The organism is Amycolatopsis ultiminotia (assembly GCF_039536925.1).
GTDB lineage: Bacteria > Actinomycetota > Actinomycetes > Mycobacteriales > Pseudonocardiaceae > Amycolatopsis > Amycolatopsis ultiminotia.
The window spans coordinates 584,493-606,800 of the sequence record NZ_BAAAZN010000001.1 but is presented as its reverse complement, the minus strand read 5'-3'; the positions used below and the strand labels follow the sequence as shown (position 1 = coordinate 606,800).

The following is a 22,308-nucleotide window of genomic DNA, read 5'->3' as shown; positions in this document are numbered from 1 at the left end:
GCTGGCCTTAAGCTCTGCCTATGGCTCCTCCCCCGATCGAGACCGTTGACCTCCAGGTGTTCGCCGCGGCCGCCCGGCTGGGCAGCTTCGCCGCCGCAGCGGCGGACCTGCAGCTCAGCGGCCCGTCGGTGAGTACCAGGCTCGCCGCACTGGAACGCAGGCTCGGCATATCGCTGTTCGAACGAGGGGCTCGCGGGAGCGTCCTGACCTCGGCGGGCGAGCAGTTCGCCGACTACGCACGGCGATGCCTGCGGCTGCTCGACGAAGCCGTCGCCGATCTGGGCACCGAGCACTCGCAGCGGCTGGTCCTGGCCGCGCCCGCCAGCCTCGGCTCGTCGGTCTTCCCGCCCGCGCTGAGCGTCCTCGCCGAACGGCCGATCGCCGTGCACTGCCAGGTCGCGCACAGCGACGAGGTGCTCCGGCACCTCAGGGACGGCACCGCGCACGCCGGTTTCCTGCTGGCCAATCCGCCCGACGGCGACGTCCGCTCGGTGCGGATCGGGAAATCCGGGATCGTCGCCGTCTGCCACCCCGGTCACCGGCTGGCCGGACGCACCCGGCTGCGATTCGACGACCTCACCGACAGTTCGGTGCTGGTCTACCGCTGGGGACCGGCTGCGGAATCCCTCGCGACGGTCTTCGAGCACCCCCGCCGCCCGGCCGATCGGCCCGTGCACACCATCGGCCTGCCGATGACCGCTGTCCACCTCGCCGCCACGAACGGCTACGTCGCGGTCGTACCCCGCTTCGCCGCTGCCGCATTACTCCACAATGGACAGTTACGGGCTTTGCCGCTGCCCCTGCGGGACTGGACAGTGGACATCCGCTTCGTGCATTCCGCGCACGCCTCGCAGCGGCCCGGAGTCACGGCACTGCTGGAGGGCATGCCGCTCATCCGCCAAGCCCTCGCCATGCACCCGGCAGCGACCTCGGCACGGGCGCAGGACCGGTGACGTCGCCCGGTCCCGGCATTCCCTGAACGCCGGGACGTTCGGGGAATGCCGGGACGTTCGGCGACACGGACCGTCCATTGCGGACTTGATCCCGGGCGCGGCCGAGACCGGCGGCGAGTGCAGATCCGTCGCAGCGCAGGCCCGTCCGTGGTGCCCAAGGCGGCCGCCGCCACCGTTGCCGCAGGCGGGTGAGCACACTGGAGGTTCACCGTTGACGGCGGTACAGTCAGTCGGAACGTTTCTGCAGACGTTCCACCCCTGGAGGAGCAGTGCCGCTCAGTCAGGTGTCATCCGGCGGAGAACCTGTGCTGCGCCAGGAGATTGCCGACTCCTGGCGCCGGTCCCGGCTGTTCGGGGTGACGCCGCACCTGGACACCAGCGCGATCTCCGTCGTCGACGTCGACGCGCGCAGCCGGTTGATGTCCGCCGCCCGGCCGGTGCTCGACCAGCTCACCGGGCACCTCGGGGGAACCCGGTTCTGCGTCCTGCTCGCCGATCGCGACTGCCGGCTGGTCTACCGCTGGTTCGGCGATCACCACATCCGTCGCCAGATCGAGGACGTCGGCGCGTTCCAGGGCTCCGGATTCGGCGAGGGCACGGTCGGGACCAACGCACTCGGCACGCCGTACGAATCGGGCCGCGCCGTCCGGATCCACGGCGACGAGCACTACGCCGAGGCGTTGAAGCGGTTCAGCTGCTACGGCCATCCGATCCGGCATCCGCTGACCGGGCGCGTCGAAGGCGTGCTCGACATCAGCGGGGTCAGCAGCGACGGCAATCCGCTGTTCGGCCCGCTGGTGAGCCGCGCGGTCCAGGACATCGAGCAGCTGATCGTGGAAGGCGCGCGGGCCTCGGAACGACGGCTGTTCCTCGCCTTCCAGGAGGCGACCCGGCACCGCTCGGTACCGGTCGCGGTGCTGGGCGGCGACGTGGTCTTCGCCAACAAGATCTGCACCGACCAGCTCAGCCCCGCGGATCCGGCCATCCTGCGGATGCTCCTGCCGCAGCTGCCGGAGCGAGGCGAGTTCCGCACGGTCATCGACGTCGGCGAGGGGGTCACGGTCTCGGTCACCGCCGAACGCGTGCCCGGCGCTCCCTCCGGCGCGGTCTTCCACGTCGCGCGCACCGAACGGGACACCCGCACCGGGGGCGGCACCGGCCGGAAAGACGAGCCGTGGCGCTCGGCCGTCATCACGGGAGAACCCGGAAGCGGACGTTCGAGCAGGGCAAGGGCGAGCGCCGGGGCCGGCGAGGTCGTGGTACTCGACGCCGCGTCCGCGCTGCGCGCGGACGCACCGCAGTGGGCCGGTGAATTCGCGCGGCTGGTCGAACGCGCCGGGACCACCGTCGTACTCGACGATCTGCACTGCTTTCCCCCGCAGCTGCTCACCACCGTGGCCAATGCACTCGACCACGGGGTTTCCGCGCGGATGGTGATCACTACCTGCCCGGCCGATCAAGCATCGGCCGAAGTGACCGCCGTCGTCGCGCGCTGTGAGCAGACAGTCTCACTGAAGCCGCTTCGCGAACGGCTGGACGAGCTGCCCGCGCTGGCCGCCACGATGCTGGACGTCGAACAACCGGGCCGGCGGCCGCGGTTCACCGGCGCCGCGCTCGCCGCGTTGCGGGCCCACCCATGGCCCGGCAACCTGCACGAGCTCCGCGCGGTCCTGCGCGACGTGGCGCGGCTGCCGTGCACCGGGGTCATCGATCTCAAGCACCTTCCACCGGGCTACCGCTCCAGCGGGCGAACCCGCCGGCTCGGCAGCCGTGACCTCGCCGAGCGCAACGCGATCGTGCAAGCACTGCGCTCCCACGGCGGGAACAAGCTGCGCGCTGCGCGGGCCCTCGGCGTCAGCCGGACCACGCTCTACCGCCGGATGCGCACCCTCGAGGTCACCGAGGACTGTCCAGATATGTAACACCCCGGCCCGCGCCCGCCGGGTGACGATGACCTCCGCCACAACGAAGTGAGGAGGCGCCAGGTGACTGCAACGGTGGAGTTCCCCCTGCACACGGCGGTCCGGGAGTTCGTGTCCACGCCCCGTGATCTGCTGATCGGCGGCCAGTGGGTGCCGGCCGCGTCCGGCCGGACGTTCCCGACCTACGATCCCGCGAACGGCGACAAGATCACCGAAGTCGCGCACGGCGAGGCCGAGGACGTCATCCGGGCGGTGGCCGCTGCCCGCAAGGCGTTCGAGGAGGGCCCGTGGGCCTCGATGAAGCCCAACGAGCGCGAGCGGCTGATCTGGCGGATCGGCGACCTGCTCTCCGAACGCGCGGAGATCTTCGGCCAGCTCGAAGCACTGGACAACGGGAAATCGGCCGGCATCGCCACCGCGGTGGACACCGGCTGGTCGGCCGACATCTTCCGCTACTACGCGGGCTGGGCGACGAAGATCGAGGGCAGCACGGTCAACGTGTCCATGCCCTTCGTCCCCGGCGGGCAGTTCCACGCGTACACGCTGCGGGAACCGGTCGGCGTCTGCGGGCAGATCGTGCCCTGGAACTTCCCCCTGCTGATGGCCGCGTTCAAGATCGCACCGGCACTCGCGGCAGGCAACACCGTGGTGCTCAAGCCCGCCGAACAGACGCCGCTGACCGCGCTGCTGCTCGGTGAGCTGTTCGAGGAGGCGGGTTTCCCGCCGGGCGTGGTCAACATCGTCACCGGGTTCGGCGATGCCGGTGCCGCCCTCGCCGCGCACGAGGACGTGGACAAGGTCGCCTTCACCGGTTCGACCGAGGTCGGCAAGAAGATCGTCGAGGCGGCGAAGGGAAACCTGAAGAAGGTCTCGCTCGAACTCGGCGGCAAGAGCCCGAACGTGGTGTTCGCCGACGCCGATTTCGACCTCGCCGTCCCCGGTTCGGTCAACGCGTGGATGTTCAACCACGGCCAGTGCTGTGTCGCGGGAACCCGGTTGTTCGTGGAGGACAAGATCTTCGACGAGTTCACCCGGGCCGTTGCGGACGCGGCGAGCCAGGTCAAGATCGGACCCGGCCTCGATCCCGAAACACAGCTGGGGCCGATGGTGTCGCAGGAGCAGTTCGACCGGGTGTCGCGCTACCTGCGCGAGGGCATCGCCGACGGCGCCCGCGCGCTCACCGGCGGCAAGCGGTGGGGCGACGAGGGGTACTTCATCGAGCCGACCGTTTTCGTGGACGTGAAACCGGAGTTCAGCATCGTCCGGGAGGAGATCTTCGGTCCGGTCGTGGTCGCGCAGCCGTTCAACGCCGAGACCGGGGTGGCCGCCGCCGCCAACGACAGCGAGTACGGCCTCGCCGCGGGCGTGTGGACCCGTGACCTGTCGAAGGCGCATCGCACCGCGCGACAGCTGAAAGCCGGTTCGGTGTGGGTCAACCAGTACAACGGCTTCGACACGGCGATGCCCTTCGGTGGCTACAAACAGTCCGGCTGGGGCCGGGAGCTGGGCGCATCGGCACTGGAGCTCTACACCCAGACCAAGGCCGTCAACATCGCGCTCTGATCGCACCCGCAGAACAAGGGAGTTCACCCGTGAAGACCAAGGCAGCAGTCGTCTACGAAGTCGACAAGCCGATCGAACTCGTCGAACTGGACCTCGACGGGCCCCGCGAGGGCGAGGTGCTCATCCGCTACACCCACGCCGGCCTCTGCCATTCCGACGTGCACATCGCGCACGGCGACCTGGAAGCCCGGCTGCCGATGGTGCTCGGGCACGAGGGCGCCGGGATCATCGAGGAGGTCGGTCCCGGGGTCACCCGGGTCAAGCCGGGCGACCACGTCGTCTGCTCGTTCATCCCGAACTGCGGGGTGTGCCGCTGGTGTGCCTCCGGTCAGCAGGCGATCTGCGATATGGGCGCCACGATCCTGGAGGGTTACCTCCCCGGTGACCGGTTCCCCTTCTCCGGGCCCGGCCCGGTCAAGGAGTACGGCGCGATGTGCATGCTCGGCACGTTCAGCCAGTACTCGACGATCCACCAGAACTCGGTGGTGAAGGTCGACGACGATCTGCCGCTGGACAAGGCGGTGCTCGTCGGGTGCGGGGTGCCGACCGGATGGGGCTCGGCGGTGAACGCGGCCGACGTCAAGCCGGGCGAGACGGTGATCGTGTCCGGGGTCGGCGGTATCGGCATCAACGCGGTGCAGGGTGCGCGCTACGCCGGCGCGAAGAACGTGATCGCGCTCGACCCGCTGGAGAACAAGCGGGAGAAGGCGATGGAGCTCGGTGCGACGCACGCCGTGGCCACCCCGGAGGAGGCTGCCGAACTGGCACAGTCGTTCACCAACGGCAACGGCGCGGACAAGACGATCGTCACCGCGGGCATCGTTTCCGAGGACATCGTCACCGGTGCGTTCAACGCCACCGGGAAGGGCGGCACGATCGTGCTGACCGGGCTGAACAAGCTTGCGGTGAACAACGTCCAGCTGCCCGGCTCGATCCTGACACTGTTCAAGAAGACGGTGAAGGGATCGTTGTTCGGCGACTGCAACCCGACCGCGGACATCCCCAAGATCCTCGGGCTCTACCGCAGCGGTGACCTCAAACTCGACGAGATCATCACCAGGACCTACACCCTCGACGAGGTCAACCAGGGTTACGACGACCTCCTCTCCGGCCGGAACGTCCGCGGCGTGCTGGTCCACGACGCCGGATGAGCGGTCTGCACGCGGTGCCGGGGCCGGGCGGCCCCGGCCCCTGGCCCGCGCTGAACGCACTGTCCGGTGATCTGGTCGGCCGCACCCGCGAGATCGAACTGCTGCTGGCCGGACTCGACTGCGGGGCGCATGTCGTACTCGAAGGCCCGCCCGGAACCGGGAAGACCACCCTGCTGCGGACGATCGCGCACAGCGGCAAGGTCCCGTTCGTCTTCGTGGAGGGCAACGCGGAGCTGACGCCTGCCCGGCTGACCGGGCAGTTCGACCCGTCCCAGGTGCTGGCGAGGGGGTACGTTCCGGAGACCTTTGTGGACGGTCCGCTGATCGAGGCGCTCCGGGAGGGCGGGCTGCTCTACGTCGAGGAGGTCAACCGGATCCCCGAGGAGACGCTGAACGTCCTGGTCACCGTGATGTCCGAGGGCGAGCTGCACGTCCCCCGGCTGGGCCGGGTGCAGGCGGCGCCGGGATTCCGGCTGGTGGCCGCGATGAACCCGTTCGACGCGGTGGGCACGGCCCGGATCTCGGCCGCGGTCTACGACCGGGTGTGCCGGATCGTGATGGGCTACCAGAGCGAGGACGAGGAAGCCGCCATCGTCGCCCGCCGGAGCACGCAGGTGCCCGGCCGGTGGCGGACCGGCGTCGTCGATCTCGTGCGCCGCACGCGCGAGCACGCCGACATCCGGATCGGCTCGTCGGTGCGCGGGGCCATCGACCTCGTGCGGGTCGCCACCTCCCTCGCACGGATCCGCGGCGGCGAGCCCACCGACTGGCGGATCGGGCACGACGCGGCGATGGTCGGTCTCTCCGGCCGGATCAGCCTGCACGAATCCTGCGGCCGCACTCCGGAATCGGTCGTCGACGAGCTGTACGTCGCGGTGTTCGGACCGCAACCGCGGCCGGCCGATCCGCAGGCGGGCGACGAACCGGGAGGTGATGCCACGGGGGGAGCCTGAGCCCGCCGCCGGCGGGCGCTCCGGGGAAACGGCCGCGGCCGAGTCCTGGCCGTCGCAGCACGTCCCGTTCGGAACTCGGGCGGCACAGCCGTTTCCCGGAGGTCTCCCCCGAGGTGGGCGTACTGGACGAGGACGCCTTCGCCGCGGTGTTCCGGGAAAACCCGGACGAGGCGATGACGATGCTGGTCGAGATGAGTTCGGCGACCGACGAACGCCTGCGCAGCACGGCACGGGCGCTGGCACGCAGGCTCGTGCTCGAGCTCGCCCGGCGGGGCGTGGCCCGCGGCCGGGGAATCGGGAAACTGCGGCCCCGGCCGGCGGAAACCGGCGGCGAACTCGACCTCGACGCGTCACTTCCGGCACTGGCCGACGCCGCTGCGGCGAAGCGGGTCCCGCGGGCGGACGAACTCGTCGCCCGGCACTGGTCCCGTCCGGAACTCGCGTTGTGCGTGGTGGTGGACACCAGCGGTTCGATGACCGGTGCCCGGTTGACGGCCGCCGCCCTCACCGCCGCCGCATGCGCCTGGCGAGCGCCCGGCGAGCACGCCGTCGTCGCGTTCGCGCGGAAGGCCGAAGTGATCCGTCCGCTGCGCTCGGCCCGATCCAGGGCCGACGTGGTGGAGGCGGTACTGCAGTTGCGCGGCCACGGCGTGACCGCGCTGGCGTCCGCGCTGCGTGCCGCCCAGGACCAGCTCGCCTCCTCCCGCGCCGCCCGGAAGGTGGTCGTCCTGCTGTCCGACTGCCGCGCGACCGACGAGGAGGATCCCGTACCCGCCGCCCGAAGGTGTGCGGAACTGGTGGTACTGGCACCGGATGAGGACTGCGAACAGGCCGAACAGTTCGCCCGGCAGGCCGGCGCGCGCTGGCGTCCGCTCACCGGGGCAGCGGCCGCCCCGGAAGCCCTGTCCGCATTGCTGGATCCCGGGCAGTGACGTCCGGGGTCAAGACCCAGCAGGCAACGCGGCGGTCAGACGTGCTTCGCCGATCGCGAGGGCGCTGCGGTAGGCACGCGGTCCGCAGAATGCGGAAGCGGCGAGGAAACCGGTCAGTCCGGTCGCGAAAAGACGTTGCACCCGGCGAGGCCTGCTGCTATTTCGCAAGTACGTCGGCGAGTCTGCGCAGGATCGTGTCGATCTCGTCCCCGGTCAACGGCACGAGTTCGAAGGTCAGATTCCCTCGTTCCTGGTCCTGGGTCATCGCCCAGATCGGCGGAGAACCGGTTTGCAGCGCCTTGGCCAGCGCGGTCGCGGTCAGCCCCGCCGAAGCGGGATCGACGCCGAGGCGTGCCCGCGGGAACGGCAGGCCGGTCGGATCGGGCACCAGTTCGGCGTGCACACCGGCGAGCCCGCCTGCCCGTTCGACGAACCGGGCGACCTTGTCCCGCTGCTGCCGGGCCCACTCGTCCCGGTCTGTCCCCTGCCGTGCCCGCAACGCCGCGACCACCCCGAGGATCGCCTCCTTGCTCGGCTTCATCGCCCGGCCGATCCCCTTCTCCTGCGCGCGGACCGCCTGGACCGGCGCGGCGCGGCCGAGCACCAGTCCGGCGGTCGGGGAACCCAGGTATTTCTGGCCGCTGACGAGCACGAGCTCGGCACCGGTGCCGAGCAGCTGCCCGATCCGGAAATCCTGTGCCGCACCGTCGATGATCACCGGTACCCCGTGCCGGTGCGCCATCGCCACCGCGCCCTCGATCGGGATGTCCTCGCCCCTGGCCAGCCGCGAGGACACGAGCAGCAGGCACGCCACACCGGGAAGTGCCACCCTCTCCTGCAGATCCGCGAGCGAGCACGCGGTCTCCGATCCGGCCAGGTCCGGCGTCGCCCCGGCAAGGCGGATGTCCTGCACGATCGGATGCCCGTAGTCGACCGCATGTCCCGCCGGGAGGACGACGGTGCCGGGCATCCCCGCGGAGTCCGGCAGCGCGGCGATCCGGGAGTCCGAAACCCCGGTCATCGACGCCGCGACCGCCAACGTCACCGCCGCCGACGTGCAGTGCACGACGGCACCCGATTCCGCACCGGTCACTTCGGCGATGGTGCGCGCGGCGAGGTCCTTCAGCTCTTCCAGCACGAAGAACCCGGACAGCGCCCCGGCGGTCGCCGAGGCGACCTCGCCGGTGCTCCGCGATACTCCCAGCGGGGTGAACGTCCCCCGAGCGTTGATCACCGCGGTCAGCCCGTAGCGGTCGTGAAATTCCGTCATCCCCACCTCTCAGGTCCGCCGTGGCACGACTGCCGGTGCTTCGACACAGCCTTCGGCACGTCCGGGTCGGCCGAGCGTCGTGGTGGGATCGCCGACCGCTGTGTGCATTGTGGATCGCCGGCCTCGCCAGCTCGTGCACGACCACCTTGCACGAAGGGAACATCTGCACCGGTGCCTTCGCGATCTGCACGAGACGAACTGTCTTGTCGGGGTGGATCGGGAGGCGGGTGCCGTGCTCCCGATCCACCCGGCGGACCGGCCGACGGCCCGGTTCGCGGCGGGTCAGCCCCGTCCGATCAGCTCCAGCAGGCGACCGGTGAGGTCGAGGTGCTCGTCCACGCTGCCGGTCAGGTAGCCGAGGTCCACGAAGGTGTGGTCCGGTTCGAGGACCGGGACGATCTTCGCCACCGCCTCGGCGATGGCCTCCGGCTTCGTGCCCGCGGCCACGTTGACCCGCAGCGCCACGCCGAGCGCACCCGGATCGCGACCGGCCTCCTCGGCGCCGGACCGGATCTTGGCCAGCGTCGAGGTGAGCACGTCCGCCGGGACCTGTTCGGGCACCGAATAGACCGGCAGCCAGCCGTCCGCCCGCCGGGCGACCCGCTGCAGGGCCTTCTCGCCGAACCCGGCCAGGTGCACCGGCGGTTTGCGCACCGGCTTGAGCCGGACGTGGCTCTCCGCGATCGTGTAGCCGACGCCGGTGTGGGACACCACGTCGTCGGTCCACCACTGCTCGAGCAGGTCGAGCACGTCGTCCAGCCGCTTGCCGCGCTCGGCCATCGGAACGCCGACGGCCGCGTACTCGTCGGGTGACCAGCCGATGCCGAGGCCGGGCAGCAGCCTGCCGCCGGAGGCCACGTCGAGCGTGGTCAGCATGCGGGCGAAATTCGCGGGCTGGTACTGGGTGGCGTTGATCGTGCTGGACCCGAGGATCGCGGTCTCGGTCACCGCCGCGGCCACGGCCAGTGCGGCGAACGGGTCCTGGGCGAGCGCGAACTCCTCCGGCATCGTGTCGGTGCCCGGATAGGACACCACCGGGTCCACCGGCGACAGCAGCCGGTCACCCACCCAAAGACCGGCCGCCCCTTCCTTCTCGGCCGCGCGCGCGTACCGCGCGATCCCACCAGGCTCGGCCGCCGCTTTGCCGAACAACGGAAGGCTGAAACCTATGCGCATGAAGACTCCCCGGAGCAGTGAACGGGCCGGGCCGACCCTGCTGCCACTAGTACTCGCTTTTGATTGTCCGTTCAACCATCCTGGGACGGTGACACTGCCCGGATCCCCGCCGAAGGCGGACACGTTGCGGCGCACCCGGACCATCGCGGCCCGCTGGTCGCTCGGTCCGAACGCCGCCGGCCCGGGACGGCCGAAGAAACCGAACACCCCGAGCCGGTAGCCGACCGTCACCACGACCACGTCGCCACGCGCCGTATTCGCCGCACCGGGGAGCTGTCGGCTTCGGCCGCTGCCGGACCGGGCCGGAACTCATCCCCAGCTCCGGAACCCGTTCAGTGCGGTGACCAGGTACTGCGCGGCCAGCAAGACCACCGAAGCGACACCGCCCCACCACACCTTGCGGGACACGGGTTCGGCGCGCCGCCACAGGCTGACGCCGAGGGGGACGAACACGGCGGCGAGGAGCACCGCGCCGCTGAAGGTACTGAAGTCCGTGCCCTTCAACACTCCGCTGTAGTGGGTCAGCATGAACGCCACGCCGAGTGCGGGCACCCAGCCGAGCACCCTGGCCCGGTACGCGCCGATCGCGAGCACCGCCCACGCGAGGTTGTCGCTGCCGTCGAGCGTCTGCAGTACGTACCAGGACTGGTAGGTCTTGCTCACCGCCGCCGTCGCGGTCTCCAGCCCTTGCACGTGTACCAGCTGCAGGGACAGGAAGCTGATGCCGTCCTGGAAGATGCGCACCGTACTGCCCACGACGGCGACGGTCGCTCCCCAGAAGGCCCAGCCGGGTCGCTCCCGGCCGATCAGTCCGGTCAGCGCGAGGAAAGCGGGAATCAGCAGGACCAGGCCGGCGGTGTAGAGGGCGTAGGAGGTGAGGATGATTCCCGGCGCGCCGGCCATGGCCGCGAGTTGCGCGGGGTAGAAGTAGTCGTATCCCGACCGGACGGCCTCCCCGGCCAGCAACAGCAGGGGCGCCAGGATGAGCGCGGCCGCACCGAAACGGGATCCCGGCCAGCCGGTGACGGGCCCCGGCGCGTGCACCCTCATCGCCGGACCGGTACCACCCAGCAGCACCCGGCCGGCGACCAGCCCCACCGCCAGCGAGCCGACGGTCGAGGCGATGGCCGAGAGTTCGGTTTCGCCCCAGCGCAGTTCACCGACTCCGAGCAGTTCGGTGAGGGCGAAGCCACCCACTCCGCCCAGCACCACGGCCACGGCGAAGACGGCGACCGCCCGAAGATCGGATGCGGGGTGCCTCGATGGCCTCTCCGGCCCATGCACTGTCGTCATCGCCACACGGTCCCGCGCAGGGGTACCTTCCCGAGTCTGACCGGGGTCGGATCTTCGATGTCTGACCTGAGGAGGACGCGGTGCGCCGGAGCCGGCGGTAGCGTGCCGGTGTGCCGCAGTTCGCCGGCCTGGACCGGCTCCCGGAGCCCCGGCGTCATCGCGCGGTGGTTCTCGACGTCGTGCTGGCGCTGGCGTTGACGTGTCTGGTGCCCTACACCCTGCTCGACCCGCCCGGTCCGGCGTACCCGGGCCCGGTGTGGGTCGCCTGGGCAGTCGGCGCAGCCGTGGGGTTGCCGTTGCTGCTGCGTCGCCGTTGGAGCATCCCGGTGCTGGCCTGGATCGTGCTCGTCGCCGCGTCGGCGACCTTCCTCGGCATCGGCGGCGCAGGGGCGCTGTGGGTGACCTACGCGCCTGTCTCCGTGGCCGCGTACACGGTGGCGAAGCTGACCGACCGGACCACCAGCGCTGTCGCGGCGCTGGTCGTCTGCCTCGGTGCCGCTGCGGTGACCGTACCCAAGTTCTACCGCATCCACGTGCCGGTGGATCCGGGCGCGCCGCGCAGCGAGGTGCCGCTGTGGTGGCAGTTCGAGCTCGGGTTCGTGGCTGTCTCGCTCACCGTGGCCTGGGTCGCCGGGCGAGTGGTGCACTCGCGACGCGCGGCCAGAGCCGAGTTCGCGCGTCGCTCGGCGGTGGAGGCGGTCGCCGACGAGCGGCTCCGGATCGCCCGCGAGTTGCACGACATCCTCGGCCACACGATGAGCCTGATCGCGATCAAGGCGTCCGTGGCCGGCCGCCTGGCCGAGGAGAACCCCGAGCACGCGAAGGCCGCGCTGAGCACCATCGAGCAGACCAGCCGGGCCGCCATGGTCGAGATCCGCCGGCTGCTCGGGGTGCTGCGCCCGGCATCCGACGACGCAGCCGAGCACGCAACCGAGGACGGGCCCGCATTGAGCCCGTTACCCGGTAGCGCGGACCTGCCCGCCCTGGTCGATCGTCTCTGCGGCCCGGAGCTGGAGGCCGACCTCACGCTGACCGGAACGGCGGGGCTCCCGCCGAGTGTCGATCTGGCAGTGTTCCGGATCGTGCAGGAAGCCCTCACCAACGTCGTCGAGCACTCCGAGGCCCGGCGCTGCCGGATCGTCGTGCGCGGGCGGAGCGATGCGGTCCACGTCGAGGTCGCCGACGACGGCCCGGCTCGCACGATCCCGCGCCGCCGTCCGGGCGGTGGGCAGGGCCTGATCGGGATGCGGGAACGGATCGCCGCCTACGGCGGCACCCTGGCGGTCGGCCCGGTCTCCCGCGGCGGATTCCGGGTCGTGGCCGAGATCCCGCACACCGAGCCGGAGACCGCCTCGTGACGGCCCCGGCTCCGGACACCCGTGTGCTGCTCGCCGACGACCACGCGCTCATCCGGGAGAGTTTCTGCGCGCTGCTCGAGGCCGAACCCGGTCTCCGGCCGGTCGGTGCGGTCGGGACCGGCACCGAGGCCGTCCGGCTGGCCCGCCGCCACCGGCCGGACGTCGTGCTGATGGACGTCCGGATGCCGGACATGGACGGGATCGAAGCCACCCGGCACATCTGCACCGACCCCGAGACGGCGTCGGTGCACGTCCTCATCCTCACCACCTTCGACCTCGACGAGTACGTCTACGCCGCACTGCGTGCCGGGGCCAGCGGATTCCTGGTCAAGGACTCGACCGCGGCCGAGCTGATCACCGCGATCCGGGTGGTCGCCGCAGGCGAGGCACTGCTGGCGCCGCGGATCACGCGCCGCCTCATCGCCACGTTCGCCCGCCAGGGACACCCCGCCGGGCCCACCAGCACAGCGTTGCCGGGCCTCACCGAGCGTGAACGAGAAGTCCTCACCTTGATCGCACGCGGCCTGTCCAACACCGAGATCGCCGAGCACCTGTACGTCGCGCTCGGCACGGTGAAGACACATGTCGGGCGCCTGCTGGCCAAGCTGAACGCGCGCGATCGCGCGCAGCTGGTCATCAGCGCCTACGAGGCCGGAGTGGTCACTCCCGGCACATAGCCGCGCCCCGGCCGGCAGTTCACGAACCTTCTCCGCGCCCCTCGTCACCGCGCCAGACCGGCGGCCGCCGGTTCTTCGGCACGCGCAGGCCGTCCAGCACCACGCGGGTCAGGTGGTCGTCGGCGCGGGCGCCGCAGCGGCAGACCGCCACGTTGAGCACCCGCACCGCTTCGGCAGGCGGCACGTCGGCGCGCAGATCGCCTTCCCGCTGCGCATCCGCCACGATCCCGGCGATCAGCGAGGTGACCTCGACCTCCAGCTCGGGCAGCTCAGCGCGTTCCGGTTCGTCGGTGAGCAGGGATTTGGTCAACGACAGCGGCAGGGCCACGCAGTGGTCCACGATCCGCAGCAACGCCTCCCACGCCGGCGCTCGGCCTGCCTCCGCGCGGGTGGCGTCCCGCAGCTCCCGCAGCGCGTCGACGGCGATGTCCTCCAGCAGGGCCCGCCGGTCCGGGAAGTGCCGGTACAGCGTGCCGACGCCCACCCCGGCCTCGCGGGCGATGTCCTCCATCGACACCGCCTCACCCCGCTCGCCTGCCAGCCGCAGCGCCGCATCCGCGATCGCCGACCGGTTGCGCAGTGCGTCCGCTCGCACCCCTGCCTCCCAATAACCGGAACTTCCGATTCAGCTTATGCTACCGTCGCAGAAGCGGAATTCCGAATTCACCTTGGAGGAAGCATGCGGATCGGGCTGTACATCGGAGACCAGTCGGGCCTCCAATCCCAGATCGACCAGGCACGCGCAGCGGCCGAGCACGGGCTGGCCAGCGCGTTCTTCAATCAGGTACTGGCCTGGGATCCGCTCACCGTCGCGGCGCTCGCCGGCGCGGCCGTGCCGGGGATCGAGCTGGGCACGGCCATCGTGCAGACCTACCCGCGCCACCCGATCTCACTGGCCGGACAGGCACTCACGGTCGGGGTCGCCACCGGCAACCGGTTCACCCTCGGCGTCGGGCCGAGCCACAAGCAGTTCATCGAGGACGTGTACGGCCTGTCCTACGACCGGCCCGCACAGCACACCCGCGAATACCTGACCACGCTGCGCACCGAGCTCTCCGGCACCGGACACATCCAGGTGCCCGGCTCGCAGCCACCGCCGGTGCTGCTCTCCGCACTCGGCCCGGCGATGCTGCGCATCGCCGGCGAACTCGCCGACGGCACGGTCACGGTGTGGGCGACCCCGGGAACCATCGCCGAGCACATCCGGCCGAAGATCGACGCGGTGGCCAAGGACCCGCGTGTCGTGACCGCAGTGATGCTGAGCGTGACCTCGAGGCCGGACACGGTGCGCGACGAGGTCGCCGGTGCGCTCGGCTTCGCGTCGGACCTCCCCGCCTACCGGACACTCCTCGACCGGCAGGGACAGCGCAATGTCGCAGAGACGGTCGTCGCCGGGGACGAGGACACTGTCGCATCCGCAGTCCGCGCGTACGCGGACGCCGGCGCGACCGAGGTGGTGGTCAGTCTCGTCGGTGACGACGAGGAGAAGGCCAGGACGCTGAAACTCGCCGGCGAGCTGGCTCGCTCCCTTTAGGACACTCGCACGGACCGGTGCCGCCGGCCGTCCGGGTTGCGGCACCGCGTGCGGTGGGGCCGATCGAGCAGCCGCGCGAGCGACATCGCCGGGCACCCGGTGGTGACTGCGGGCGCAGCCGAATCGCGGCGACGTCCAGCGGGTCACCGCCAGCGTGTGCGGCAGGTTCGGCCACGTCGCAGTCCTCGGTGAGGGCAACGAACGTCCCCGTCACCGGCCGCTCGCGATCGGCCGTCGCCACCGCACCTCGCCGGACGCGCCCGTGGTGAGCAGGCCGGGCTCCCGGAGCCGCCCGCGTGCCGGTGACTTACCGGCGCAGCTTCTCCGGCGCCTCGTCGATGAGGTGCAACAGCCGTACCGCCAGTGCCCGGGACGCGCTGCCGGTCAAGCCGGTGTCCTGCTCGAGCAGGTCCTGCACCTGGGTGACTCGCCGGTCGTAGCGTGACACGTAGCTGATCTCGGTGGTCATGGTCAGACCTCTTTCCTGGTTTCCCGGGTTCCGGAGGCGCAGGCGCATCCCCGGGGCAGTTCGCCCGCCGCGGTCGCCGCGCAGAAGCGGCTCGCGATCGGGTCGTGTGCGTCCCTCGCATGTGGACAGACCGGGCACCCGTCCTCGGCGTGGGTCTCGCCGGTGCTCGACGGTTCGGTGCGCATCGCGATCATCGTGCTCCTCGGTGCTCAGGTGGGCGGCGGGAGCTTCGCGGCCGCGTTCCGCGACCGGCCAACAACGCCAAGGGGTACTGCCGGCTGGGCCGGGCAAGGCCATCCGTCCGGCGGCAATGGCGTTCCGGAGTGGCTCAGCGCCACTCCGGAACGCCGTTGCCGGCCAGGATTTCCGCAACGGTGGCGGTGGTGGCGTCCGCGGCGCCCAGCAGTACCGCGCGGGCAGTGCTCTCGGAGACCTCCGGTGGCACGACCAGCAGGCTGACCCGCCGGGAGTCCGCGCCGAGCACCATGATCGTGTGCGGATCCGTGGCGCGGAAGCCTTCCAGCCGCACCGTCCGGTCTCCTTCACGCACCTTGCGCTCGGCCGGTGCCCAGGTGTCCAGGTGGTAGGTCACGCGGCTCACCGGCCCGAGCCGGTGCTCGAGCGCCGCCGCCAGTGCGGGCAGCTCCGCCACCAGATCGGTCGAATGCGGCCACCAGCCGCCGTCCACGTGCCCGGGTTCGGCACCGGTCCGCTTCATCTCCAGCCGCGCCGCGGAACGGTCTCCCGCTTCCGCCGTGGCGCCCCGCTGCTGCGCGGTCGTCATCCTCCGGCGCCCTTCGGTGCGGTACGCAGCGGAGACCCGACCTCGTGCAGGTGCCGCAGCACGTCTGCATAGGTGCGCACCAGCCCGCCCTGGCTGTAACTGATCCCGCGATCCCGGCAGAAGTCCCGGACCAGCGGCTGGGCCCGGTGCAGGGTCGCCATCGGGATGCTCGGGAACAGGTGGTGCTCGATCTGGTAGTTCAGCCCGCCGAGGGTGAAGGTCATCCAGCGGCCGCCGCTGACGTTGTGCGAGGTCAGCACCTGACGGCGGAGGAAGTCCAGCCGGTGCCCCGGCTCCAGGTGCGGCATCGCCTTGTGGTTGGGCGCGAACGAGCATCCCATGTAGACACCCCACACCGCGTGGTGCACCGCGATGAACGCGACCGCGATCCCGGGTGGCAGCAACAGGAACACCGCGGCCAGGTACCCGACGAGGTGCGCGGTGAGCAGCACCGCCTCCAGCCGCCGGGCCTTCAGCTCGCCGTGCCAGACCGCTTTGATCCCGGACCAGTGCAGGTCGAGACCTTCCAGCAGCAGTAACGGGAAGAACAGGAACGCCTGGTATTTCGCCATCCAGCGCAGGAAACCGACCCGGGTACGGCTCTGCCCGGTGCTGAACGCCAGCGCGGGCATGTCGATGTCCGGATCGGAGTCCTCCAGATTCGGGTTCGCGTGGTGGCGGGTGTGTTTGCCCACCCACCAGCCGTAGCTCATCCCGACCAGCCCGGCCAGCGCGGTGCCGACCGCGTCGTTGGCCTTGCGGCCGCGGAAGATCTGCTTGTGCCCGGCGTCGTGGCCGAGGAACGCCAGCTGGGTGTAGGCGATGGCCAGCAGCACCGCCGTGCCCAGCTGCCACCAGGTTCCGCCGAACAGCGCGAGCAGGACCCACACACCGGCGTAGGCCAGCAAAGCCAGCGCACCGCGCATCGCGTACTGCAGCGGACGGCGCCGGAACAGCCCGGCCTCCTTCACCATCGCGGTGAGTTCGGCGAATTCGCTTCCCCCGGATGTGGCCTGCCCGCGTGGGGCGGTCGACCTCACTGTGTCCATTGTGGATCTCCTCGTCGAATGACTGTGGCGAGTAGCGGGAACGGTGGGGTCAGGCCGGGATGCCGGGAACGGCTCCCGGCTCTGGTCGTGCGGGCGGCACCGGACGGCCGGATCGGTCTTCCGGGGCCGGTATGCACACGGTGCTCGGGCAGGCGGCCCGCCACGTCCGGCGAGCGCGCGCGGCACCAAGTCACGTACTGGATTTTCGCCATGCCCGGGTCCTCTCGGTCGTCGGCAGCCGTGATGCGGCTCGATCGGCACGACCGAGGTCTGGGGTCCTACCGTGCAGGCTACACCAGCCGGGTTCCCCGTGGGCGCGCCCGCGAATCCCCTCCGACCGTCCCGAACGGGGAATGCGCGCCGTCGAGCTGCCCACTTCCGGCGGTCGGGCCAGCGTGTCGCGCTCGTGCGGGTCCCGCCGAGGCCGCCGGGACGGACGCTCGGCTCGCGCAGTGTTCACCGGATGTACACCGGTCCGGCCGACCGGCCCGAAGCGGGTCCGGCGCGCCGGTACACCGGCGGGAACGGTGCGTTGCGGTCCGAGGGTGTATCGTCGGTGGTGTCCGAGAGCATTCCGCGTGGCGGCTGCCGAGCCACCACCGTCCTCGGTTCTCCTTCGCCTCACGCGACCGGAGACAAAGCACGGCATGCAGCCGGGCCCACGACACACCATCGTCACCTCGCGGCATCGAGCCGCTCCGGCACCGACCGTACTCGCGGTACCCGCCGGTAGCGCGCACCCGGCAGCCGACGGTAGCGCGGCGTGACCCGCTCCCCCGCAGGGCACAGACCCGTTGCGGTGAAAGGAAACCTCATCAGTACCGCACCAGAAGCGACGTTCAGCCACCCGATCGAGGAAGAACCACGGCCCGGCGCGCTGATCCGCCCGCAGGACGACCGTTACGGCGGCCTGTTCCGGCCGCCACCCGTCCCGGCCGGCGAAGGGTCGGGCACCCGGCCGGCCCCGCATTCCTCACGCACCGGCCCCAAGCGCCGACGCCGCTGACGTGACACCGGCCGACCCCCGGCGGCGCCACCGTTGCGGTACTCGTGCAGCGGCAGCCAGGGACGACGCCGTCGAACTCGCCGCACCAGTGACGACACCGCTGCGGTCCCGCAGCGGCAACCAGGGCCGCCACCCCGGAATTCACGCAGCAGCGCCAGTAACCACACCGCTGCCACCACAACGCCAACCGGGAACGACGCCATTGAACTCGCCGCACCAGTGACGACACCCTTGCCGCCCCGCAGCGGCAACCCGCAATGCCACCCCGGAACTCACCCAGCAGCACCAGAAACCACACCGCTGCCACCACAACGCCAACCGGGAACGACGCCATTGAACTCGCCGCACCAGTGACGACACCCTTGCCGCCCCGCAGCGGCAACCCGCAATGCCACCCCGGAACTCACCCAGCAGCACCAGTAACCACACCGCTGCCGCCACGCAGCAGCAACCAGCAATGCCACCCTTGATGTTCATCGGTCCGGTATGCCCTCCGGCGTAGGCTGGCCGTATCGGCCCCACTTCTCCGCGGGGCAACCGCCCCGGAAGGATTCCCGCGCCGGCCGGACAGGAGTGCCGCGATGAAACCGCAAGACCGTGCCGCGGGCACCGTGATCGACTCACTCGCCGTCGGCCGCCGGTTGCGATTCAAGGAACCGCATGCGGCGAAAGGCTGTTTCGACGCTGCGTGGTGGCCGCGCTCGCGGGAGCCGGTCACCGAGTTCAGCGCACTCGTCGCCGCGCTCACCGAGCGTTTCGGACGAGTGGACCGGATCGGGTTCAATCCCACCGCGTGGGACCTCGCACCCGACCGGCTGGCACACGGACCGGATCTGGTGCGGCTGGCCGGTTTCTTCGGCCTCCAGCAGCACACCGTCGTGGTGATCGGCCCGCGTATCCAGCACATCACCGTCCTGGTGATCCCGCCCGAAGCCGGTCCGGACGCGGCAGAACGCGCGCTGAGCGCGGCCACTGCCCCGGAGTGCACCGACGCGGCACACGTGATCCTCACCGGCACCGGCGCACTCGAATCGGCGTGATCCCGCGCAGGCGCAAGGAAAACCGGGGCAGGTGCGGGCAACCGGGCTGCGGTCCCGTCCGGCGTTCGCCGTGACCGGCGGTCAGCGGACCGCGGGGCCGGCGGTGAGCGTGCCTGCGTCCGCGTCCAGTTCGGCGACCGGACCCAGCGGCAGGGACAGCGGATCGTCACCGTGGCCGGCGTCGAGGCCGCCGAGCACGGGATGCCCAGCGGTTCCAGCCGGTCGCGCAGTACGTCGAGCACGGTCCAGCCGCGGTCGGTGTATCCCTCGGACCCGGGGAACCGGCCGAGCGCGACCCCGTGCAGCCCACGGAGCGAACCGGCCCGGATGAGCTGCGTCAGCTGCCGGTCGAGCTGTCCCAGCCGATGGCCCGCGGCGACTCGAGAAACAGGATCGCACCGTCCAGACAGGGCAATCCGGCGCCGACGAACCCGGCCACGGCGCCGAGATGGCCGCCGACCAGGTGACCGGCGGCCCGGCCGGAGGTCGCCACGGCCGCGGTGAGCGCTTCCGGATCCCGGTGCAGCGTGGTGGGTTCGCTCTCCTGCACCAGCTTTCGCCTCGACTCCGCGGAGCGCGCCGGACAGGAAACCGTGAATTCCGGCGACCCGGCAGTGCCGCCACAGTGCGAGATGCAGGTTGGTGATGTCGCTGAATCCGATCAACGGCTTGGGATCGGCCCGCACCGCCGCGAAATCGAGGTCGTCGGCGATGTGGTACGCGCCCGCGCCGCCTCGCGTGGCGAACACCGCCCGCACCCCGGGATCACGATAGGCGTCGTCGAGATCGGCCAGCCGGTCCTCGTCCCGTCCGGCCAGATAGCCGCGACGGTCGAGTGCGTGCTCCCCGATCTCGACGATGAGACCCCAGCCTTCCAGCGTCCGCACGGAATCCGCGAGCAGCTCTCCGGCCGGCCGGAGACACGAGGCGGACCCGATCGCCGGCACGGATTCGCGGCGGCAGCAGCACCGTCTGATCGACACCGGACATGCACCCACTCTCGCAGCCGCCGATCTCGTGTGCCCTAGTACTTTCGGCTGATGTCCGCACGGTGTGGACCCGCCGAAAGACGTGGGCCATCCCGGGGGTCTTGTCGTGGCCGGGGTTCGGCACCTGACCATCGTCCTACTGTGACGGTGCCTTGTGATCTTGACTCGCACCGAAGAGGGGAACCACCATGCGCACCGGCACCGGACAACTCGGCAGAGCCCTCGCGGCGGCGGGCGCCCTGGCGGCGCTCGCAGTCGCCACCGCGGTCCCCGCGGCCGCGGCCCCGGCCGATCCGTCGACCGTCGAGCAGGACGTCGCGAAGCTCAACCAGTACGTCACCGACCTCTACAACGGGCTCCCCCCGACCGCGCTGCGCGACGTCGACCCGCTGTTCGAGTCGCCGATCCCGCAGATCGGCCGCCAGAACCGGACCACCAAGGGGCCGATCCCCGGCTGCACCGAGGGTTCGCTGCTGACCTACGCGAACAAGCTGGCCGCGCAGCTCACACCGCTCGAAAGCCAGGCGCTCGGCGCGGTGTCCGGGCTCAGCCAGCTCTACACCCAGGCCGTCGCGACCGACAAGACGCCGCAGGTCTTCGGCACCGACGGGCAGTACACCCCGCGTGCCACCGCGACGATCGACAAGCTGCGCGGTTTCTGGGACATCGAGAGCTGGGACGTCCAGCTGGTGCCGTGGAAGGGCACCGACCTGGGCAGCGTGGAGAAGATGAAGCAGACCTTCGGCCTCGGCCTCGCGCCCGCGCAGGTCGCAGACGCCGCCGCACTCGCCACGAAGGTGCTCTACGAGGTGCCGGTGCTGCAGGGCGGCCGCAACCCGCTGCTCACGCTCAACGCGTTCTCCGCACCTGCCGACAGTCTCGGCGGCAAGCGCGTGATGCTCGGGGACGGCCTGCTCGACACGGTCAACCTCCTCGGCTACGACGACGTCTCGGTGGAGGCCGTGGTCGGCCACGAGTACGGCCACCAGGTTGACTTCGCGCACGACAACCACCCGCTCAACGAGTCGAGCGAGATGGGCCCGGACGCCTACGGCGGCTACTTCGTCGCGCACGCCAAGGGTGACGCGTGGGATGCCCGCCTGCAGCAGGAAACCACCTACCTCGACGCCTCCATCGGCGACTGCCAGCACAGCCACGGCACCCCGGACCAGCGCAAGGCCGCAGGCGCGTGGGGTGAGCAGCAGGCGACCGGCCAGGACAACCCGAACGAGATCGTCCCGTCCGCCACGATGATCAAGAATTTCCAGGAGGAGTACCCGATCCTGGTGCCGCCCGCCGGCGATCCGTCCACGGTCGCCGCAGCTCGCGGCTGAGGCCCCGGTGGGCCGCCTCCCGTCGGGAGACGGCCCACCGCCGCGTTCCGGTCAGTCCGAAGCAGACAGCCGGCGCGTGGCGGACCGGTCGTGGTCCGTGCCGTTCCCGCCGAGCAGCAGCGCCCGCCGGGCGGAGCCGACATGGTGGCGCATGGTGGCGGCCGCCGCCTCCGGATTGCGGGTCGCGATGGCCAGGTAGACCGCTCGGTGTTCGGTCAGAGAACCCGATCGCGGATGGCGGGCCGAGAGATTCCGGTACTGGCGCATCACCAGCGGGTACAGCAGGGTGTCATAGGTGCGCGCCAGCGTGGACTGGTGGGCGGCGTCCTTCACCTGCTGGTGGAACGCCCGGTTGCCCCGGGAGTACGAGGTCTGCGCACCGGCCGCCTGCGCCTGTTCCATCGCCTCCAGCGTCCGGCCCAGCCCGGCGATCTCCGCATCGGTCGCCCGCTCCGCCGCCTTGGCCGCGAGTGCGGCCTCCAGGGTTTCGCGGGCCTCCAGGATGTCCGCCGCTTCCTCGATGGTGAAGCTCCGCGCGCGGACTCCCCGGTTGACCTCGCTGGTCACGTACCCTTCCTGGACGAGCCGGACCAGGACCGAGCGGAGCGTCCCGCGCGAGACGGCGAACCGCTTCGTCAGATCCGCTTCGGTGAGCCGGGTGTTCGGTTCGTAGCCGCCGGAAAGCAGCACCGTGCGCAGTTCCTCGTACACCTGGCCGTAGCGGGTGGTCGTGGCCTTGCCGTCGCTGTCGTCCACGTACTCCCCCGTTCCGGCGGCCAGGGCTTGTCCGGTAAGTGATTGAGCCGTTGTTGCCGCCGCAGCAAGGCGGTGACGGGATGTGCCCGGCCGTCGATG

The 22,308-nt window shown here is 70.9% G+C and carries 21 protein-coding genes and 3 pseudogenes; 11 read left to right on the top strand and 13 right to left on the bottom strand.

What is annotated here, in order from left to right:
• Positions 1-20: 20 nt before the first annotated feature.
• From ABD793_RS02800 to ABD793_RS02775, 6 genes are all read left to right on the top strand, one after another.
• Positions 21-953: a LysR family transcriptional regulator gene (locus tag ABD793_RS02800; protein WP_344854913.1), complete on the top strand. Its 933-nt coding sequence runs from the start codon at positions 21-23 to the stop codon at positions 951-953.
• Positions 954-1,258: 305 nt separating this feature from the next.
• Positions 1,259-2,875: a sigma-54-dependent Fis family transcriptional regulator gene (locus ABD793_RS02795; RefSeq protein WP_344854911.1), complete on the top strand. Its 1,617-nt coding sequence runs from the start codon at positions 1,259-1,261 to the stop codon at positions 2,873-2,875.
• Between the two features lie 63 nt (positions 2,876-2,938).
• Entirely contained in the window at positions 2,939-4,438 is a 1,500-nt protein-coding gene (locus ABD793_RS02790) for an aldehyde dehydrogenase family protein (RefSeq protein WP_344854909.1), read from the top strand.
• 29 nt (positions 4,439-4,467) lie between these two features.
• Complete coding sequence (locus ABD793_RS02785; RefSeq protein WP_344854907.1) at positions 4,468-5,589, top strand: NDMA-dependent alcohol dehydrogenase; 1,122 nt, start codon at positions 4,468-4,470, stop codon at positions 5,587-5,589.
• On the top strand, positions 5,586-6,542 hold the full coding sequence (locus tag ABD793_RS02780; protein WP_344854905.1) for an AAA family ATPase: 957 nt from the start codon (positions 5,586-5,588) through the stop codon (positions 6,540-6,542). Before ABD793_RS02785 ends, ABD793_RS02780 begins: the two co-directional genes overlap by 4 nt.
• A gap of 113 nt (positions 6,543-6,655) precedes the next feature.
• The gene (locus ABD793_RS02775; RefSeq protein ID WP_344854903.1) at positions 6,656-7,474 is read left to right on the top strand and encodes a vWA domain-containing protein; all 819 of its coding nucleotides are present in this window, start codon (positions 6,656-6,658) and stop codon (positions 7,472-7,474) included.
• 157 nt (positions 7,475-7,631) lie between these two features.
• On the opposite strand, the gene ABD793_RS02770 is transcribed toward ABD793_RS02775, so the two are convergent.
• The 4 genes and pseudogenes from ABD793_RS02770 to ABD793_RS02760 all read right to left on the bottom strand — a co-directional run bounded on the left by ABD793_RS02770 (position 7,632) and on the right by ABD793_RS02760 (position 11,213).
• Positions 7,632-8,744 carry an aminotransferase class V-fold PLP-dependent enzyme gene (locus tag ABD793_RS02770; protein WP_344854900.1) on the bottom strand — a complete coding sequence of 371 codons (1,113 nt, stop codon included), beginning with the start codon at positions 8,742-8,744 and terminating at the stop codon, positions 7,632-7,634.
• A gap of 282 nt (positions 8,745-9,026) precedes the next feature.
• Positions 9,027-9,920, bottom strand: a complete 894-nt coding sequence (locus ABD793_RS02765) for a TIGR03619 family F420-dependent LLM class oxidoreductase (protein WP_344854897.1) — start codon at positions 9,918-9,920, stop codon at positions 9,027-9,029.
• Positions 9,921-9,998: 78 nt separating this feature from the next.
• Positions 9,999-10,181, bottom strand: a pseudogene (locus ABD793_RS42590) (carboxylesterase family protein); the annotation flags it as partial.
• A gap of 48 nt (positions 10,182-10,229) precedes the next feature.
• Positions 10,230-11,213 carry a hypothetical protein gene (locus ABD793_RS02760; RefSeq protein ID WP_344854895.1) on the bottom strand — a complete coding sequence of 328 codons (984 nt, stop codon included), beginning with the start codon at positions 11,211-11,213 and terminating at the stop codon, positions 10,230-10,232.
• A 110-nt stretch (positions 11,214-11,323) separates the two neighbouring features.
• Here ABD793_RS02760 and ABD793_RS02755 point away from each other — a divergent pair, with 110 nt between their 5' ends.
• Both ABD793_RS02755 and ABD793_RS02750 read left to right on the top strand, forming a co-directional pair.
• Positions 11,324-12,571: a sensor histidine kinase gene (locus ABD793_RS02755; protein WP_344854893.1), complete on the top strand. Its 1,248-nt coding sequence runs from the start codon at positions 11,324-11,326 to the stop codon at positions 12,569-12,571.
• Positions 12,568-13,248, top strand: coding sequence for a response regulator (locus ABD793_RS02750; protein WP_344854890.1), 681 nt, complete (start codon positions 12,568-12,570; stop codon positions 13,246-13,248). The genes ABD793_RS02755 and ABD793_RS02750 overlap by 4 nt, the downstream gene beginning before the upstream one ends.
• A gap of 19 nt (positions 13,249-13,267) precedes the next feature.
• On the opposite strand, the gene ABD793_RS02745 is transcribed toward ABD793_RS02750, so the two are convergent.
• Positions 13,268-13,843 (bottom strand): TetR/AcrR family transcriptional regulator, encoded by a 576-nt coding sequence (locus tag ABD793_RS02745; protein ID WP_344854888.1) that lies wholly within the window; start codon positions 13,841-13,843, stop codon positions 13,268-13,270.
• Positions 13,844-13,927: 84 nt separating this feature from the next.
• Here ABD793_RS02745 and ABD793_RS02740 point away from each other — a divergent pair, with 84 nt between their 5' ends.
• Positions 13,928-14,782, top strand: coding sequence for a TIGR03564 family F420-dependent LLM class oxidoreductase (locus ABD793_RS02740; protein ID WP_344854886.1), 855 nt, complete (start codon positions 13,928-13,930; stop codon positions 14,780-14,782).
• A gap of 307 nt (positions 14,783-15,089) precedes the next feature.
• Here ABD793_RS02740 and ABD793_RS02735 read toward each other — a convergent pair whose 3' ends face one another.
• The 4 genes from ABD793_RS02735 to ABD793_RS02720 all read right to left on the bottom strand — a co-directional run bounded on the left by ABD793_RS02735 (position 15,090) and on the right by ABD793_RS02720 (position 17,084).
• A complete protein-coding gene (locus ABD793_RS02735) occupies positions 15,090-15,251 on the bottom strand; it encodes a DUF6307 family protein (protein WP_344854884.1) in 162 nt (53 codons plus the stop codon).
• 2 nt (positions 15,252-15,253) lie between these two features.
• Positions 15,254-15,445 (bottom strand): RGCVC family protein, encoded by a 192-nt coding sequence (locus ABD793_RS02730; RefSeq protein ID WP_344854882.1) that lies wholly within the window; start codon positions 15,443-15,445, stop codon positions 15,254-15,256.
• A gap of 134 nt (positions 15,446-15,579) precedes the next feature.
• Positions 15,580-16,035, bottom strand: coding sequence for a DUF5994 family protein (locus tag ABD793_RS02725; protein WP_344854880.1), 456 nt, complete (start codon positions 16,033-16,035; stop codon positions 15,580-15,582).
• Positions 16,032-17,084: a fatty acid desaturase family protein gene (locus tag ABD793_RS02720; RefSeq protein ID WP_344854878.1), complete on the bottom strand. Its 1,053-nt coding sequence runs from the start codon at positions 17,082-17,084 to the stop codon at positions 16,032-16,034. Before ABD793_RS02720 ends, ABD793_RS02725 begins: the two co-directional genes overlap by 4 nt.
• A 1,587-nt stretch (positions 17,085-18,671) precedes the next feature.
• Here ABD793_RS02720 and ABD793_RS02715 point away from each other — a divergent pair.
• Positions 18,672-19,130, top strand: coding sequence for a DUF5994 family protein (locus ABD793_RS02715; RefSeq protein ID WP_344854876.1), 459 nt, complete (start codon positions 18,672-18,674; stop codon positions 19,128-19,130).
• A 254-nt stretch (positions 19,131-19,384) separates the two neighbouring features.
• On the opposite strand, the pseudogene ABD793_RS02710 reads toward ABD793_RS02715, so the two are convergent.
• The 3 genes and pseudogenes from ABD793_RS02710 to ABD793_RS02700 form a co-directional block, all read right to left on the bottom strand.
• Positions 19,385-19,435, bottom strand: a pseudogene (locus tag ABD793_RS02710) (hypothetical protein); the annotation flags it as partial.
• A 32-nt stretch (positions 19,436-19,467) separates the two neighbouring features.
• The gene (locus ABD793_RS02705; protein WP_344854874.1) at positions 19,468-19,680 is read right to left on the bottom strand and encodes a hypothetical protein; all 213 of its coding nucleotides are present in this window, start codon (positions 19,678-19,680) and stop codon (positions 19,468-19,470) included.
• 100 nt (positions 19,681-19,780) lie between these two features.
• Positions 19,781-20,251 (bottom strand): annotated as a pseudogene (locus ABD793_RS02700) (LD-carboxypeptidase); the annotation flags it as partial.
• Positions 20,252-20,307: 56 nt separating this feature from the next.
• Here ABD793_RS02700 and ABD793_RS02695 point away from each other — a divergent pair.
• Positions 20,308-21,453, top strand: a complete 1,146-nt coding sequence (locus ABD793_RS02695; protein ID WP_344854871.1) for a M48 family metalloprotease — start codon at positions 20,308-20,310, stop codon at positions 21,451-21,453.
• Between the two features lie 51 nt (positions 21,454-21,504).
• On the opposite strand, the gene ABD793_RS02690 is transcribed toward ABD793_RS02695, so the two are convergent.
• Positions 21,505-22,209 (bottom strand): GntR family transcriptional regulator, encoded by a 705-nt coding sequence (locus ABD793_RS02690; RefSeq protein WP_344854868.1) that lies wholly within the window; start codon positions 22,207-22,209, stop codon positions 21,505-21,507.
• Positions 22,210-22,308 lie beyond the last annotated feature (99 nt).